The 14,739-nt window shown below is 33.6% G+C and carries 18 protein-coding genes; 11 read left to right on the top strand and 7 right to left on the bottom strand.

Annotated elements, in window-relative coordinates; all coding sequences use genetic code 11:
- Positions 1–127 precede the first annotated feature (127 nt).
- The 3 genes from ribF to murJ all read right to left on the bottom strand — a co-directional run bounded on the left by ribF (position 128) and on the right by murJ (position 3,598).
- Positions 128–1,066 carry a bifunctional riboflavin kinase/FAD synthetase gene (gene ribF, locus NYR30_RS13310; RefSeq protein ID WP_066107907.1) on the bottom strand — a complete coding sequence of 313 codons (939 nt, stop codon included), beginning with the start codon at positions 1,064–1,066 and terminating at the stop codon, positions 128–130.
- A gap of 104 nt (positions 1,067–1,170) precedes the next feature.
- On the bottom strand, positions 1,171–2,028 hold the full coding sequence (locus NYR30_RS13305) for a DMT family transporter (protein ID WP_302501358.1): 858 nt from the start codon (positions 2,026–2,028) through the stop codon (positions 1,171–1,173).
- A gap of 4 nt (positions 2,029–2,032) precedes the next feature.
- Positions 2,033–3,598 (bottom strand): murein biosynthesis integral membrane protein MurJ, encoded by a 1,566-nt coding sequence (gene murJ / locus NYR30_RS13300; protein ID WP_066111754.1) that lies wholly within the window; start codon positions 3,596–3,598, stop codon positions 2,033–2,035.
- 287 nt (positions 3,599–3,885) lie between these two features.
- Between murJ and rpsT the strand changes: the two genes are divergently transcribed.
- On the top strand, positions 3,886–4,149 hold the full coding sequence (rpsT, locus tag NYR30_RS13295; protein ID WP_066107914.1) for a 30S ribosomal protein S20: 264 nt from the start codon (positions 3,886–3,888) through the stop codon (positions 4,147–4,149).
- A 61-nt stretch (positions 4,150–4,210) separates the two neighbouring features.
- Here the strand turns inward: rpsT and hemG are convergent, their stop codons facing one another.
- The 3 genes from hemG to pepQ are packed head-to-tail and all read right to left on the bottom strand — an operon-like array spanning position 4,211 to position 6,683.
- Positions 4,211–4,726, bottom strand: coding sequence for a menaquinone-dependent protoporphyrinogen IX dehydrogenase (hemG, locus tag NYR30_RS13290; protein ID WP_066107918.1), 516 nt, complete (start codon positions 4,724–4,726; stop codon positions 4,211–4,213).
- Between the two features lie 9 nt (positions 4,727–4,735).
- Entirely contained in the window at positions 4,736–5,347 is a 612-nt protein-coding gene (locus tag NYR30_RS13285; protein WP_066107921.1) for a YigZ family protein, read from the bottom strand.
- Positions 5,348–5,360: 13 nt separating this feature from the next.
- Positions 5,361–6,683, bottom strand: coding sequence for a Xaa-Pro dipeptidase (pepQ, locus tag NYR30_RS13280; RefSeq protein WP_066421537.1), 1,323 nt, complete (start codon positions 6,681–6,683; stop codon positions 5,361–5,363).
- A gap of 74 nt (positions 6,684–6,757) precedes the next feature.
- Between pepQ and tusA the strand changes: the two genes are divergently transcribed.
- Together tusA and NYR30_RS13270 are read left to right on the top strand one after the other, a co-directional pair.
- Positions 6,758–6,997 carry a sulfurtransferase TusA gene (tusA, locus tag NYR30_RS13275; RefSeq protein WP_066421540.1) on the top strand — a complete coding sequence of 80 codons (240 nt, stop codon included), beginning with the start codon at positions 6,758–6,760 and terminating at the stop codon, positions 6,995–6,997.
- 149 nt (positions 6,998–7,146) lie between these two features.
- Positions 7,147–7,455, top strand: coding sequence for a helix-turn-helix domain-containing protein (locus tag NYR30_RS13270; RefSeq protein ID WP_066107930.1), 309 nt, complete (start codon positions 7,147–7,149; stop codon positions 7,453–7,455).
- 146 nt (positions 7,456–7,601) lie between these two features.
- On the opposite strand, the gene NYR30_RS13265 is transcribed toward NYR30_RS13270, so the two are convergent.
- Positions 7,602–8,012: a helix-turn-helix domain-containing protein gene (locus NYR30_RS13265; RefSeq protein ID WP_066421543.1), complete on the bottom strand. Its 411-nt coding sequence runs from the start codon at positions 8,010–8,012 to the stop codon at positions 7,602–7,604.
- A 129-nt stretch (positions 8,013–8,141) separates the two neighbouring features.
- Here NYR30_RS13265 and NYR30_RS13260 point away from each other — a divergent pair, with 129 nt between their 5' ends.
- The 8 genes from NYR30_RS13260 to NYR30_RS13230 all read left to right on the top strand — a co-directional run bounded on the left by NYR30_RS13260 (position 8,142) and on the right by NYR30_RS13230 (position 14,718).
- On the top strand, positions 8,142–8,432 hold the full coding sequence (locus NYR30_RS13260) for an SEL1-like repeat protein (protein WP_066421549.1): 291 nt from the start codon (positions 8,142–8,144) through the stop codon (positions 8,430–8,432).
- A 42-nt stretch (positions 8,433–8,474) separates the two neighbouring features.
- Entirely contained in the window at positions 8,475–8,927 is a 453-nt protein-coding gene (locus tag NYR30_RS13690; RefSeq protein WP_367401242.1) for a tetratricopeptide repeat protein, read from the top strand.
- A gap of 159 nt (positions 8,928–9,086) precedes the next feature.
- A complete protein-coding gene (locus NYR30_RS13255) occupies positions 9,087–10,109 on the top strand; it encodes a coiled-coil domain-containing protein (RefSeq protein ID WP_066421550.1) in 1,023 nt (340 codons plus the stop codon).
- Positions 10,110–10,121: 12 nt separating this feature from the next.
- Entirely contained in the window at positions 10,122–11,267 is a 1,146-nt protein-coding gene (locus tag NYR30_RS13250) for an ATP-binding protein (protein ID WP_066421551.1), read from the top strand.
- A gap of 2 nt (positions 11,268–11,269) precedes the next feature.
- Positions 11,270–12,616: a hypothetical protein gene (locus tag NYR30_RS13245; protein ID WP_302501354.1), complete on the top strand. Its 1,347-nt coding sequence runs from the start codon at positions 11,270–11,272 to the stop codon at positions 12,614–12,616.
- Entirely contained in the window at positions 12,613–14,025 is a 1,413-nt protein-coding gene (locus NYR30_RS13240; protein WP_066422339.1) for a WG repeat-containing protein, read from the top strand. The genes NYR30_RS13245 and NYR30_RS13240 overlap by 4 nt, the downstream gene beginning before the upstream one ends.
- 10 nt (positions 14,026–14,035) lie before the next feature.
- Positions 14,036–14,302, top strand: coding sequence for a hypothetical protein (locus NYR30_RS13235; protein WP_082987484.1), 267 nt, complete (start codon positions 14,036–14,038; stop codon positions 14,300–14,302).
- A 23-nt stretch (positions 14,303–14,325) separates the two neighbouring features.
- On the top strand, positions 14,326–14,718 hold the full coding sequence (locus NYR30_RS13230; protein ID WP_066422338.1) for a tetratricopeptide repeat protein: 393 nt from the start codon (positions 14,326–14,328) through the stop codon (positions 14,716–14,718).
- Positions 14,719–14,739: the final 21 nt, after the last annotated feature.

Raw genomic sequence — 14,739 nt, 5'->3', positions numbered from 1 at the left:
TAATAAAAAGTTAAATCAAATTCATATTGAAAATATAAGCAGATCTCTGCTGTGAATTTCATCTATCAAACGCTCTTTTATAGCCTTTTTTAGATCGCTATGCAAACAAACTTATCAAAAAATTTGATTATTTTTCATCATTTTGTTGAAAATACTTTTTCGCATTTTCAACGTCTCGTGCAATTTGTTGGCGCAACGCATCAAATGAAGGAAATTTTGTTTCTGAACGTAATTTTGACTTAAAGAAGATTTCTAAGGTTTTACCATAAAGATCACCATTGAAATCAAATAGATGAACTTCCAATAAAGGTTTCATACCATTAATTGTTGGGCGATTACCAACATTGGCAACACCATAATAATGGTTTCCACGTTTATCCATTACTTCAACCGCATACACGCCTTGTAACGGATTAACTTGACGGTGCAAACGAATATTCGCCGTAGGGAAACCAATGGTTCTACCCAATTCATTGCCATGAACAACACGACCTAAAATGCTATATGCTCGTCCTAGCATTTGCTCCACTTGATCTAGCTTATCTTCCGCTAATGCTTGACGAATTGCCGTACTGCTCACTCGCAAACTATCTAGGCAATAACTGGTATTATTTTCTACTTGAAAACCATATTGCTTACCGGCTGCAGCCAAAGTTTCAAAGTTGCCACTACGATTAACACCAAAACGAAAATCGTCACCAACACTCAAAAACTTCACCTTTAATTTATCGATTAAATAGTGCTGAATAAATTGATCTGTAGTTTGTTGGGCAAAAGCAAGATTGAATGGCACACAAAAAACATAATCCACACCAAAACGTGCTAAATAGGTTAATTTGTCACGTAATCTCATTAAACGGGCTGGTGCTTTCTCTTTTAAAAAGAATTCTTTTGCTTGAGGTTCAAATAACATTACCACCGCAGGCAATGCTAATTGTTCTGCTTGTTGTTTAAGATGACGCAAAATGGTTTGGTGCCCTAAATGCACTCCATCAAAATTACCGATCGTTAATGCACAACCTTGTGGAAAAGTAGGTAAATTATAAAGACCTCGAATTAATTGCATTCTTGCTATAAGCTCATCAAAAAGGTTACAAAAAATGCGGGTATTATACGCAGATTGTCAAAAGCTGTAAAACGTGGATATCACCCATCGTTATCACTATTTGCTTATGATTTTTTAGTAGCGTATGCACACAATCCTCCTGAGGCAACAATCACTAACATTCCAATCCAACTCAGTAAGTCGATTGATGTATCCCACAACCACAAACTTAGCAATGCAGAGAAAATAATCGCTGTATATTGCAGCGTTGCAGTAAGGACAGTTGCCCCATAACTAAATGAACGTGTAAGTCCTAATTGCCCAAGTAAGCCAAAAATACCAATGCCTAATAAATAGCCTGTTGAATTAAAGTCAGCTTTATAATTTCCGGATAAGAGAAAACCAAGAAAGCCAACAACGGTAACGGATACAGAAAAATAAAACACTGTCCGCCAAACTGGTTCACCAGCTTGTCCTAAACGCTTCACTGTTAATACCGCACCAATAGCACTTAACCCAGCAAACAACCCAACTAAAATCGCAAACCAATCTTGTGCATTAATACTAGGACGCAACACCACCAACACGCCCAAGAAACCTAATGCGACAGCCAAAATTTGCACTGTACGTCGTGCCATTACTGTCGTTAGTACGGTCCAAAAAGTGATAAATAATGTAGTAGTATAATTTAAGCTCGCTGCCGTAGCTAACGGCAGATGTGCGTACGCATAAAAGCCGCACCAAATAGACATGATCCCAAATAGACTACGCGAAATATGCGAACGTAACCGCGGCGTTCTAAAACTTCTATGCTGCCGATCCAACAAGACCCAAAGCCAAATCAAAAAGACTGACGGTAAGCCGCGTGTAAAAATAATTGCGCCTAAACTTGCACCACTCTCTGATGCAAGTTTGACGAAAGCTGCCATAATTGCAAATGTTGCACTGGCAAAAACCATCCACAACGATTGTAAAATACTCATAATATTAGTGTGCCAATAAATCCCTCTTTCTCACACCAAGTAATAACAATACGCATAGATAACAAACTGCCGCAACTGCAATTAAACCGCATAACCAGATTACTCGCCAAGAAAAAGGCATGGCATACCATTCTGCTAACATTGGTGTGAAATAAAATAATACGCCTCCCATCACACCAGCTGCAACCACTACTTTGACAAAAAATTTCACGCTTGTTGTAGAAAAATGATACACATCTTGTTTTGCTAAACCTCGATATAACAAAAATGCGTTTAACGTTGCTGACATTGCCGATGCAATCGCTAACCCCACATAACTGAATGGAATCGCTAACAAGTTAAAACCCATATTGCTCACCATCGCAATAATGCCATAACGTACCGGTGTCTTTGTATCTTGACGAGCATAGTAACCATTCGCTAAGATTTTGATCAGCATATAACTCAATAATCCGGCATTAAACGCCCACAATGAATAAGAAGTTGCTTGTACATCACTCAATACAAAATTGCCACGCATAAAAAAGACTAACAACATCGGCTGTGCTAACAAGGCAATTCCAACCATTGCTGGTATGCCTAACAATAAAATCATCCGCACCCCCCAATCTAATGTTTGACGGAAAGCAAGGTTATTTTGCGGATCATCATTATGTACGTGATGACGTGAAAGCGTCGGTAAAATAACGGTAGAAATCGCAATACCAAAAAGACCTAATGGAAACTCCAACAAACGATCTGAGTAATACAACCAGCTAATTGATCCTGTCATTAAGAAACTGGCGATAAAAGTATCTAGTAATAAATTAATTTGACTAACAGAAACACCAAATAATGCTGGAATCATCAAGGTACGAATCTTTTTTACACCTGCATCCTGCCAAGCCCATTTAGGACGCACCAATAATCCAGCTTGTTTTAAGAATGGAATTTGGAATAAAAATTGTAATAACCCACCAAGGAAAATACCGATAGCTAAACCAATATTCGGATTCGCTAAATGCGGCGCAATAAATAATGCGGCACCAATCATTGCCACATTCAGCAATACTGGTGAAAACGACATCACACCAAATTTGCCAATCGAATTTAAGATAGCGCCCGATAACGCCACTAAAGTGATAAACCAAAGATAAGGAAAAGTAATTTTTAATAACAACGAAGCTTGGGTAAATTTTTCCGCTTCTGCTCCATCATTTAACCAATCTAAAAACCAGCCTGTACCAAAAATAGCTGTTACGATCGGTGAACCAATCATCGCTAACAAGGTTACAACTGTTACTAAACCGCCTAATGTTCCTGAAACTTTAGCAATAAAAGCGCGTGTTTTATCTAAATCACCTTCTTTTTGATATTCAGCTAACACTGGCACAAACGCCTGCGAAAATGCGCCTTCAGCAAATAAACGCCGTAAAAAATTAGGAATACGATTAGCAAATAAAAATACATCTGCAGCAACGCCAGCACCTAAAAGATTAGCGATAACCACATCTCGCACCAACCCTAAGATCCGAGATAGCAGTGTCATACTACTAACCACAATGCCTGATTTTAATAACCCTTTACTCAAAATAACCTACCATTTGTTGTTTTTTATGTGGCAAAAATTACGGCTCATTGTATAGATTTTTACTTTTTACGCTATATTCTCGCCTAAAAAACTGGTAAAATTCCGCCCGCCTTTTATTTGGCTTACTTCGGTTGTGTCTCACTGAGGCGAGCTCACCATTGCCACTGCTTACTCTCGAAGCAAATTGCGGCATAGGCAATAAATCAATTGACAAAGGCTTAAAAAGTAGGCATATTTTACGCCTTTCGTTTTTAGTGTAATTAATTAGAAATTTTGGGAGTTTGACCTTGGCTAATATCAAGTCAGCAAAAAAACGTGCGGTTCAATCTGAAAAACGCCGTCAACACAATGCAAGCCAACGCTCTATGATGCGTACTTATATCAAAAAAGTTTATGCAGCAGTAGCGGCAGGCGATAAAGCAGTTGCAGAAACAGCTTTTGTTGAAATGCAAAAAGTAGTGGACAGAATGGCTTCTAAAGGCTTAATCCACAAAAATAAAGCAGCAAATCACAAATCTAAATTATCTGCACACATCAAAAAATTAGCTTAATGATTTTTTTGAATTAATAGTAAAAACCGCCTCATTTAGGCGGTTTTTTTATATCGGAAATTCATAACTGTTCGATTTGATCAGCAAAATTTCTTACTTGCTGCCAATCAGTATATTCGATCTCTTTGCGCGGATCAGTTTCGCCACCCGTCATTTTCATAATAAAACGGATCATTGTGCGATCAAACCAAGTATAACGCGGATACAATAACGCTCCTGCAAACACCTGTACTAATTGTGGCTGCCACGCAATCTTCGCCAATAACTTTCTGGTATAAACATTGGTTTGTGGCGTATTTTTATCTGCTTTCCGCGCTGTCAAATTTACTGTATATAGCGCGCCTTGTTTTGCTTTTAGTTGTTGCTTATGTTCGCGAATAAAAGTAAATAATTTCGGGTTAAACTTCCCATAACGGATAGATGCACCAATCACTACTCGATCATAAGGTGTCAAATCAATCGACATATTTTCTAGTAAATTCGCCATTACACATTGCCCTGTTAATTGCGCCGCAATCGCTTCGGCGATTTTTCGAGTTTGCCCATCATGGCTCAAATATAAAATCAGTGTTTTCATATAAAAGTCTTAATCTTCAATCAGTTGTAATTGGAGCTGCCCAGCAGAACGCTCATTAAGTTGGTGATTCAATTGTATCGCTTGTTCTTCTGCAATCGCTAATGTTAAACAAACTTGATCAGTAAATTGCTGCTGTACAATTTCCACATCAAAATGTTTCAACATTGCTTCTAGCCAAGCCCATTGTGCATATTGACACAGTAATTGGTATTGCTGGCGTTCAATTTTAATAGTCGTTGTAGCTAACTTTAATGCTTGCTGCACACCATTGCCATAAGCACGCACTAAACCGCCTGTACCTAATAAAATACCACCATAATAACGCACCACTACCGCACAAATTTCACCCAATCCGCTGCCTAACAAGACATTCAACATTGGTTTTCCTGCTGTCCCTGACGGTTCGCCATCATCAGAGAAACCATACTGCTGCGAATCATTCGGCGCACCTGCGACTGTTGCCCAACAATGATGGCGGGCATCTGGATGTTCCGCCCGCACTTTTTGCCAGAATTGTTTCGCCTCTTCTAAATTGGATACAGGCTGTAAATAACAAATAAAACGACTCTTTTTAATCTCTTCACTAAAGCTAACAGGTTGCTGTAATACTGGGTATTGCATAACACCTCTTAACTTAAGTTAAGTTAAGTTGTTGCTGCATTTTCACAGTTAAATTCTCTGATCCATTCATCCGCATTACAATGTTATCTTCCGTCCGAATACCGCCAAAACCTTTTAAGATTTCGATTGCTTGCCAATCAAATTTATCTGCCAACGAATGTGTTCGCCAAGGTTGTAATAATAAATCAATAAAATACAATCCTGGCTCAATCGTTAATACCATTCCTTCTGCTAATTCGCGTGTACAACGTAAGCTCGGATATACTTCTGGAGGACGCTTAATGGCACCACGTTTATTTTGCTGCCAACCGCCAATATCGTGCACTTGTAAGCCAAGAAAATGCCCTAAACCATGCGGCAAAAAGGCACGATTAATGCCTTCCTCAAAAATTTGCGCCGCTGGCAATTTCACCAATCCGCTATGATGAAGTAACTCAGCAACACGTTGTTGTACTTGAGTATGATAAGTCAGATAGTTATAGCCCACCTGCAATTCAGCAATAATATCTTGCTTAATTTGTTCCATTCCCTGCAACAAATAAGCAAACAGATCATTGCTTTCTTGTTGATAAGTACGAGTAATATCAGAGGCATAACCTAAATAAGTCGCCCCCGCATCAATTAGAAAACTACGCACTGGATCTGGTGTTTTATTTGCTAAACGATTGTAATGCAATACTGCACTATGCTCATTCAATGCCACAATATTGCCATAAGGTACATTTAAATCAGATTGTTCACTTGCTTGTAGATAAGCTAAATTAATCTCAAATTCGCTTTTCCCAGCTAAAAATGCTTGTTTCGCTGCGTGATGCCCTAATAAAGCAGGCTTTTGCGCTTGGAAAATACACTCCACTTCATATTCCGTTTTATAAGCACGATAGTAACTCAAGATATTCAACAACTTACGATCATTAATAGAGAAAAAGCCTAATGATTTGGCTAACGCTTCATCCTCGCCAATAAAACCACAATTAGTACGACTATTCACCAGTTGTTGCACTTGTTCCGGCTGAGTAAAAATTTTCCATTCAAATTGATTACACCAAAAATCATTTGGTAATGATTCAACGAAATACCAATAATCTTTTGGCTGATAGAAATAGAGTTTTGGTTTGCTATAACCATCTAAAAATACCCAGCTGCCTTCCGCTTGTGGCATTGGTACAACATAATTAAAAAAAGGATTGATATGGAAAGGTTTAGTTTGATCATCTAAAAAATAATTATCTGCTTTACCTGCATAGATCCAAATTCCATCTAAACGACAGCAAGATAATGCCTCTTTTACTATTTCTTGTATATGTGCTAAATGTGCGTTGAATAACGTCTTCATCCTTTCCTCCACTATCCCATCTTGGCGTAAAATGCAGTATCATTACTGCTTTATTAATAATAAGTAGCAATCATATGACCGAATGGAAAATTAATCAAACACTTGATACGCAAGGATTACGCTGTCCTGAACCTGTAATGTTAGTACGTAAAAAAATCCGCGAAATGCAAGATGGTGAAATTTTATTAATTATTGCTGATGATCCTGCCACCACTCGTGATATTCCTGGTTTTTGTCAATTTATGGAACATACGCTGTTACAAAGCATCACCGACAAAGTACCTTATCAGTATTGGATTAGGAAAGGGAAATAGTATTTCTACTCTACACTAAAAAGCTCTTAAATGAGCTTTTTTTGATTAAAAAAACATAAAAAGACCAATAAAAAGCTATTCCCCCGATAAAGAATCATATATGATACTTATGATGAAATTCTAACTAAAAATAAGGTTATATATGAACTATGGAAGCATTGCATCTCACACTTGAAACACAAATCAACCAATTAAAGAAAATTCAACAACAGCTATTAAATGAACAACTTAGCCAAAAATCATTACTGGCACAAAACAAAATTACTGATTCGGCTGAGTTTGGGCAACGCCTTAATCAAAAACGTAAATCTTTAGGAATTGATTTAGAAACCTTATCACTACAAACCGAATTATCAGTTTCAACATTAAAGCGTATTTTTAAAAATCCAGCACAAGTTAAGTTTTCAAGTGTATTACTCGTCGCTGAGGCATTAGGAGTGGCATTATGCACTCTTTAATACGTACGGGGAAAGTCTTTTTATATGGCGAACCAATTACGAATATTTTAAACAGACTTGTGATAATGGCTGTCATAACTATCGAGCTTTAAGTCACAGATTCATAAAAGATAATTCTGTCAAAATAGATACATTGATGTATAAATTTATTTTTTCAATAAACTTATAATTTCTTTCAGTGCGGTAATCTCATTATCTTTTTGAGATAACAGTTCATTTTTAAGTTGCAGTGTATGATTAAGCCCCTCAAGCGTTGCTTTTAATTTTTCCACTTCTAAAATTAATGCATCATCTGCAGCATAATAATTAGCAGTATTATGATTAGAACAATTCTCAGCAAAATACCACATGGGTTTCTTTTCATCTACTGTAACTAAATCAAGCACACTAATATTGAAGATCTGAGCTATTTTTTCTAATTTATCATAATGCAGTTTAGACTGACCTCGTTCAATTTTCGCATAACCAGTAACAGACATTCCCATTCTTTCTGCCATTTCCTCTTGTGACCATTGGCGAACTTCTCGCATTACTCTTACTTTATCGTAGATTTCCATATTTAGCCTATCTGAGTTTTTATCATCACAACTTATTCTGTTTTCTAGCTTATTTGTTACTGGTTATATAGATGTAAGAAGTCTACCACCTATTAATAATAAAAGCATAATTATTTTAAGGAATAGTCAATGACATTTCATAAAATTTTTCTCACACTTTTCACTGTTTTGTTCTCTATGTCATTATGGTCTAACACCAATTATCAAACTAATTTAGAACAAACTTTATACTTAGCTCAAAAAGGAAATGCCGAAGCTCAATTTATCCTTGCTATGAGCCTACTTAATAATTCCAAAGAATTTCAAAACTATCAAAAAGCTAAATATTGGCTCCAAAAAGCCGCTGCACAGGACTTCTTAGATGCACAAACCTTACTTGGTGCAATTGCAATGTATTACAATGAGAAAAATTATCCATAAGCTACATTTTGGACTCAAAAAGCAGCTAAGAGAGGGAATGATATAGAACAAAATAATCTTGGTAAAGTATATCTTTATGGTATAGGAACAAAACAAGATAACCAACATGCCAAATATTGGTTTCAACAAGCTGCCCAGCAAGGTAATACCGAATCACAATCTAACCTTGGTCAAATATATCATGAAGAAAAAAACTATACTCAAGCTAAATACTGGTATCAAAAAGCAGCTGAGGAAGGTGATAGTAATGCTCAACTTGGGTTAGGCAAAATACTGTATCTTCAAGAAAACTATCCCCAAGCTAAATATTGGTTAGAAAAAGCCGCAGAACAAGATAGCTCTGATGCTCAACTTGGACTTGGATTCATATATCTTCTTGGCCAAGGAGTCAAACAAGATTTCTTCAAAGCAGAACAATATTTTAGAACAGCTTGCAATAATGGATTCTCTGTCAGTTGTGATGAATACCTAAAATTAAATAGAAATTCCCAATAAAATGGAAATGAACATTCTATTTTACAGCAATCTAAACTGACATAACAAAAAGAGTATTTTTCTACCCTATTTGTTACTGGTTTAGTTCTATCGACATATCTATGATTTGACTGTTTTTATATCTTATTATTTCTTAAATCATCAACATAAGGCTATACAATGCAAGTACAATCTCGTCAATTACCTGGTTGGGTACATATTCCATTAATTGTTTTTATGTCTATTAGCCTAGTACAAACTGCATTAGGATTTTCAGAATTATTCGGCGCAGAATTTGCTTGGGCTTTTTCTATCGCTATTACCATACTAATGTATGGTTTTACTATCATCATTGGTCAGAGAAGAATTAATAGGCTTCCTGTCATAGGTTTCTTAATCGCCTATTTTTTCTTTTCATTGTTCTCTTTTACAGGCAATTTTAATGCCGTCTATACCTCTTATCAAAAAGAACAATTATTTCGTGACGAATTATTAAAACATAAACAACAATTACAAGATGTAGTTAATGCATCGAATAAAGCATTAAATAATTTTAGCCCTGATATTACTGAAAAGCGCAATCGAGTTGAATCATTGACACAACAATTAGTTCGACAAATTACAGACCCTGCTCGTCCTGGCTTAGGAAAACGTGCACAAGAGTTAATTAGCGAAATTGAAGCTGTTTTAGGTGAAAAACTTACTGATTTCGGAACTAAAGGTGGAGATTGGAAAGCAATTGCATCACGTTATCAAGAAAATATTGATCAAATTGCAAGACGCAAACTCACAAGCAAGGATTATGATAAGGTAGAAGAAATTAGAGAAAATATTACAAAAAAACAAAATGAAATTAATCGCCTTATTGATGATGTATTACAAACAACTATTTCAGTAAAACAATATGGTTTTGAAACTAACTTAAAAGCGGTAAATACGATCAATGAAATAGGTTCTAAAGTACAAGAATTTATAAACGATAGTTCAATTTTCAAATTTGAAAAAGTTCCGTTTGAGAGCCAGGAAATAGGGAAAATTGTTTTTTCGTTTAAATCAGCTTTCGGACAACACTTATTAGTAGCAATATTATTTACAATCCTATGTTTCTTTATTGATTGGGCAGTAATATTAAGTTTATTGGTATTTTTTGGAAAAAATGAAGCTATAACTAAAAAAGTAATTAGATCAAATTATCAAATGTAAATAAGGACTACTATGCTACATAATCCATATAAAACAAATGACGAACCAATAGAAAATAAAAAATTAGCTTCCGATAAGCTCTTCTCCCCACGTGATACTAATGACGATAATGATAATGTTGAACAAAATTCTTTAGATCTTCAATATATAAACGAGAGAGAACATTCAGAAATAGACAGTATTCAATACTCTTTCAATGATCATAAATATAATACTCAAATTAAAATAAATAGACCAACAAAACGTAACGTAGAAAAAGAACTGACTGACGAGGAGTATCATCAACGCTTAATAGAACTAAATACTGACTCAGAAAATAAACATTACGTATTATTCTTTGGGCAACCTGCATCAGGAAAAACTTGGATCATTGGAAGCATATTACACTATATGAAAAATTATTTAGATGGTCTCGTTTACTTAGATACAAATAAATCAACAGAAAATGAAGAAGAATTATTTTATATATTACAAGATAGATTCAATGGTGTTATTCATGCTGAGAAAATAACAAGTACAGATACTAAACAATATTTTGAATTTCATATTGCATTCACACCAAAAGATTCTAATAAACCACCAATAAACATTGTTTTTATTGATGCTTCTGGAGAGCATTCTGAACAAGGATTTATGATTAAAGAAAACCATAAATCAGGAAAATTACCTAATTATCTAATGGCTATTTTGGAATCTAATGTAAAAACAAAATTAATATTTGTCTATGATCAATCATTAGTTGATCAAAAAGGTTCTATTCCTCAAATGAATGTACTAAACGCAGTTTTTACACATATTCAGAATATCCAAAATGTACATAAGAAGTTTTTCCCTAAAGCTCTATTATTATCTAAAGCTGATCGTATTTATTCAGCTGATCTATCGAGCGTAGAAAAATGTGGCTTTGATCCTATGATATACGCGATTGAGAAAATTCCAAGTTTCGCAAATAGTTTTTTTAATGAGTCTCCTGAAAATAAAACTATTTTTTATCGAATGGGCGATTTCTCACTAAATTCTGATCTATTGACCAAATTTGATAAAGAATGTCCTGAAAAATTATTTAGATGGTTATATATGACTAGTACAAATGGAGTTTCACCAATTAAAGAACAGTCATGTTGGGACAAATTTTTACAATGGTTTAAAGGAAAATAAGGATGAGCTCTAACCAACTACAATATTTGGGATGGGGAATTGTTGGTACGCCAAAAGGTCGTCAATTCTCAGCACAAGGGATACATAATCAATTAAAGTTAGATAATATTTTCGATTTACCCCAAGAATTTGGTAAATGTTTACCAGATCCTAAAGACGATGGTATGAAAAGTATATTATATTATCTTACCTATCGTCCCGATCACAATATTATTGGGATTGCTGAATATCGCTCTATTTTAGAACAAGGTCAAACTCGCCCTGGAAGTTATTTTGGTTCATTTATAGAATGTCATAAATCTACCTTCAATAAAGACACAGTAAAAAATATATTATCTGCCTTAATAGAACTAAATAGTTTCCATTACAAAAATTTTATTGATCACGATACAAAATCTTATAAAGAAGTTATTTCAAATAAAACTTTTGAATCACCAATAGAAGAATTAAAGATTATCTCAATGAAATTAAACTCTTTAGAAAATAGTATTCTCTCTTCTGCTAAAAATGAAAAAATACTTTTTATTATTGCGAATGAAAGAGAACAGATAGAGTTTAGCATAGAATATATATTAGAAAAGAAACTCTACTTTTTATATAATAATATTTATCTTTCAGAAAGCAATCATATTATTTCACAAATGAGAAATAAAAAGTTACATGCTTTTAATGTAGATCAACTCATTGCTGCTGGTTGTTTCTCTCAGTCCTACGACAGAATTATAGACTCATTAAAAAACAATATTAACAATCTACACTATGAAAATAAACAACTTGGTGATCAACTCACCAATATAAATAAAGAAATTCAACAAAAAATCCAAGAAGGAATATATTTAGAACAGAAAAAATTAGAAGAAAAACTAGAAGAAATCGAGGAACAAAATAAAAAAATTCAAGTCGATAATATTGCTCTAGATTTAGGAAAGTCTGTTTTCAATATAATAAAAGAAAGTAATGAAACATTAAACAAATTAAATTTATCACAATTTTCAGAATTATCTCATCAGAAAAAAAATGAAATTAGTCATATATATTCTATTCTCCAAAAAATTACAGAACAATCAGAGAACTATCAAAGATCTCCAACTACTATACAACCAAAAACATCAGCATCAACTTATATTTTTACCATTTTATCTATTATATTATTTATCATCAGCATAATACTTTCTTTTACTAATAAGAATCCTGATATAATCAAAAATATAAACATAATAGAACATAATCTAGAAAATATATATACTAAAATTTCTAATAATACTGATGTGATAAAGAGAATTGAAAGATCTATAAAAGATAGTAAAAAAGAAGAAAAAAATGAACTAGAGAGAAATAGAAAAAAATGATAGAAATTAAAAAAAAATCACTTACATTTATTACAGTAATAATAATATTACTCTGCCTAAATAGCTGTTTTAGCAATGATGCAAAAGAGTGTGAATCTTTATTCCAAGATAATAATAAAAAATCTTTAGCCTATGCTTATTGTGAGCGTGCTGCAAATCAGGGAAACCCTCAATCACAACAGCTTTTTGCTCAGCTTCTACTTACTGATAATAAGATAAAGGAGGCTATCAATTATTTTCAAAAATCAGCTAATCAGGGTAATCCAGAGGCATTATTTAAATTAGCTGAGTTATATGATTCTAAAACTCATACAGATCACGATTCTGAAAAAGCATTGTTTTATTATAATGAAAGTTGTAAACGTTCTTTTTTACAAGCCTGTCAGAAGATTGAATCACTAAAAAATCTTGAAAAAAGTAAACAATTAGAAAATGAAAAAAAACAGTTAGAAAAAATAAAAATAGAATTATTAGAGCAAAAAAATAATTTTGATAATGAGAAAAAGAAAATTGAACAAGAAAAAGAAAATATAGAATCACAAAAGAAAGAAATAGAGAGAATATCACAAATTAATAACCTCATTGAGGCTCCGATTAGCCAATCTGATATAAAACAAGCTTTCTCAGATCTTATCTCTGAAATAAAAAATGGAAGAGATGGCTTAGTTAATTATACTGTTTGGGTAAATAATTGCTATAAAAAATCAAATAATAAAAAAGGTTGTCTATACTTTGATGTATTAGTCAATATTATCTTCAAGGATTACTTAAGTTCAGAGGATTTCTTCCTTAAAGAAAAAATTATTAACAGAGCATCAAAAAATATTAAAGAATATAACTCCCTTACTGATGAACAGTTAAATATATTATTTAATAATATAAAAAAACATCTATTAGTAAATATGGATACCTTGAATGAGATGTATACTAATTATTCATATAAAAACCCTTCTAAAAATAATATTAATACATCTAATTTAAAATTTTATGATGGGTTAGCTACTTTTCAAGATGGAAATTTATATGGTTATGTTGATCAACAAGGTCGAATTATCATTCCAGCCCAATTCTCCTATGCTGGACGCTTCTCTCATGGGCGAGCAGCTGTACAATCACCACAAAATAACCTTTGGGGCTTCATTGATACTAATGGTAAATACATTATTTATCCTAACTATAAATGTGTTGGAATGTTTAGCGAAGAAGAAGCATTAGCAGGAGTCTATCAAGGAGGAGATTTATCAAACAATATTTGTACTGGTGGGAAATGGGGCTATATGGATATTTACGGAAACTGGGTTATTAATCCAGTACTAGACTATGCCGAACGTTTCAGTAAAGGTAAAGCTCGCGTTACTTATCAAGGACATACAGGATTTATCAATCGTTTTGGTCAGTGGGTTAATTAAGGAGGAACTTATGAGGAAAATAATCAAATACTCTGGAGTGTTTTTTATTACATTATTATTTTCCATAATAGCAAGAGCTGAATTTTATAAAGTTGAAATTAGAAGAGAATCATCAAATTTATACCAAACCAGAGAAGGAATTTATATAAAAACAAAGTTTTGTTATGAGTATGCTATATGGGAAAGTGCTATTTTGTCTTATGACAAATATTCTTATAACAACAAATTAATATTTAATAATGGTCAGAGTTGTGAAGTTGAAAAGATATTAAATTAATCCGAAATACAGAGAATTTAAAAATGAAATATATTAAAACTATTTTTATCAGCTTAATTCTCACTATTTCTTTACCTTCGCCCGTAATCGCAGATAAAAATCAAACTTCTGATTTTCAACAAACCTTACAGTTGGCTGAACAAGGAAATGCCTTAGCTCAATTAGCTCTTGGCGTAATGTATGATAAAGGACAAGGTGTGAAGCAAGATTATCAACAAGCCAAATTCTGGTACCAAAAAGCAGCTGAACAAGGTCATGCCATAGCGCAATATAATCTTGGCGTAATGTATCGCAATGGAAATGGCGTTAGGCAAAATCTCTCCAAAGCAAAAGAGTATTATGGACAAGCTTGTGATAATGGAGATCAACAAGGTTGTGAAGCCTATCGAGAACTAAATGAGAAAGGGATTCGATAAATTCTCAATAAAAAAGTAGAA

This window comes from Gallibacterium salpingitidis, assembly GCF_030517105.1.
Classification (GTDB): domain Bacteria; phylum Pseudomonadota; class Gammaproteobacteria; order Enterobacterales; family Pasteurellaceae; genus Gallibacterium; species Gallibacterium salpingitidis.
This window is presented reverse-complemented; position numbering and strand designations above follow the sequence as displayed.

What these genes read in the sequence shown, in the direction of transcription:
- ribF (WP_066107907.1), bottom strand. Translation starts at nt 1,066, where the DNA reads ATGCAATTAATTCGAGGTCTTTATAATTTACCTACTTTTCCACAAGGT.
- NYR30_RS13305 (WP_302501358.1), bottom strand. Translation starts at nt 2,028, where the DNA reads ATGAGTATTTTACAATCGTTGTGGATGGTTTTTGCCAGTGCAACATTT.
- hemG (WP_066107918.1), bottom strand. Translation starts at nt 4,726, where the DNA reads ATGAAAACACTGATTTTATATTTGAGCCATGATGGGCAAACTCGAAAA.
- NYR30_RS13285 (WP_066107921.1), bottom strand. Translation starts at nt 5,347, where the DNA reads ATGCAATACCCAGTATTACAGCAACCTGTTAGCTTTAGTGAAGAGATT.
- pepQ (WP_066421537.1), bottom strand. Translation starts at nt 6,683, where the DNA reads ATGAAGACGTTATTCAACGCACATTTAGCACATATACAAGAAATAGTA.
- tusA (WP_066421540.1), top strand. Translation starts at nt 6,758, where the DNA reads ATGACCGAATGGAAAATTAATCAAACACTTGATACGCAAGGATTACGC.
- NYR30_RS13270 (WP_066107930.1), top strand. Translation starts at nt 7,147, where the DNA reads ATGGAAGCATTGCATCTCACACTTGAAACACAAATCAACCAATTAAAG.
- NYR30_RS13265 (WP_066421543.1), bottom strand. Translation starts at nt 8,012, where the DNA reads ATGGAAATCTACGATAAAGTAAGAGTAATGCGAGAAGTTCGCCAATGG.
- NYR30_RS13260 (WP_066421549.1), top strand. Translation starts at nt 8,142, where the DNA reads ATGACATTTCATAAAATTTTTCTCACACTTTTCACTGTTTTGTTCTCT.
- NYR30_RS13255 (WP_066421550.1), top strand. Translation starts at nt 9,087, where the DNA reads ATGCAAGTACAATCTCGTCAATTACCTGGTTGGGTACATATTCCATTA.
- NYR30_RS13250 (WP_066421551.1), top strand. Translation starts at nt 10,122, where the DNA reads ATGCTACATAATCCATATAAAACAAATGACGAACCAATAGAAAATAAA.
- NYR30_RS13245 (WP_302501354.1), top strand. Translation starts at nt 11,270, where the DNA reads ATGAGCTCTAACCAACTACAATATTTGGGATGGGGAATTGTTGGTACG.
- NYR30_RS13240 (WP_066422339.1), top strand. Translation starts at nt 12,613, where the DNA reads ATGATAGAAATTAAAAAAAAATCACTTACATTTATTACAGTAATAATA.
- NYR30_RS13235 (WP_082987484.1), top strand. Translation starts at nt 14,036, where the DNA reads ATGAGGAAAATAATCAAATACTCTGGAGTGTTTTTTATTACATTATTA.
- NYR30_RS13230 (WP_066422338.1), top strand. Translation starts at nt 14,326, where the DNA reads ATGAAATATATTAAAACTATTTTTATCAGCTTAATTCTCACTATTTCT.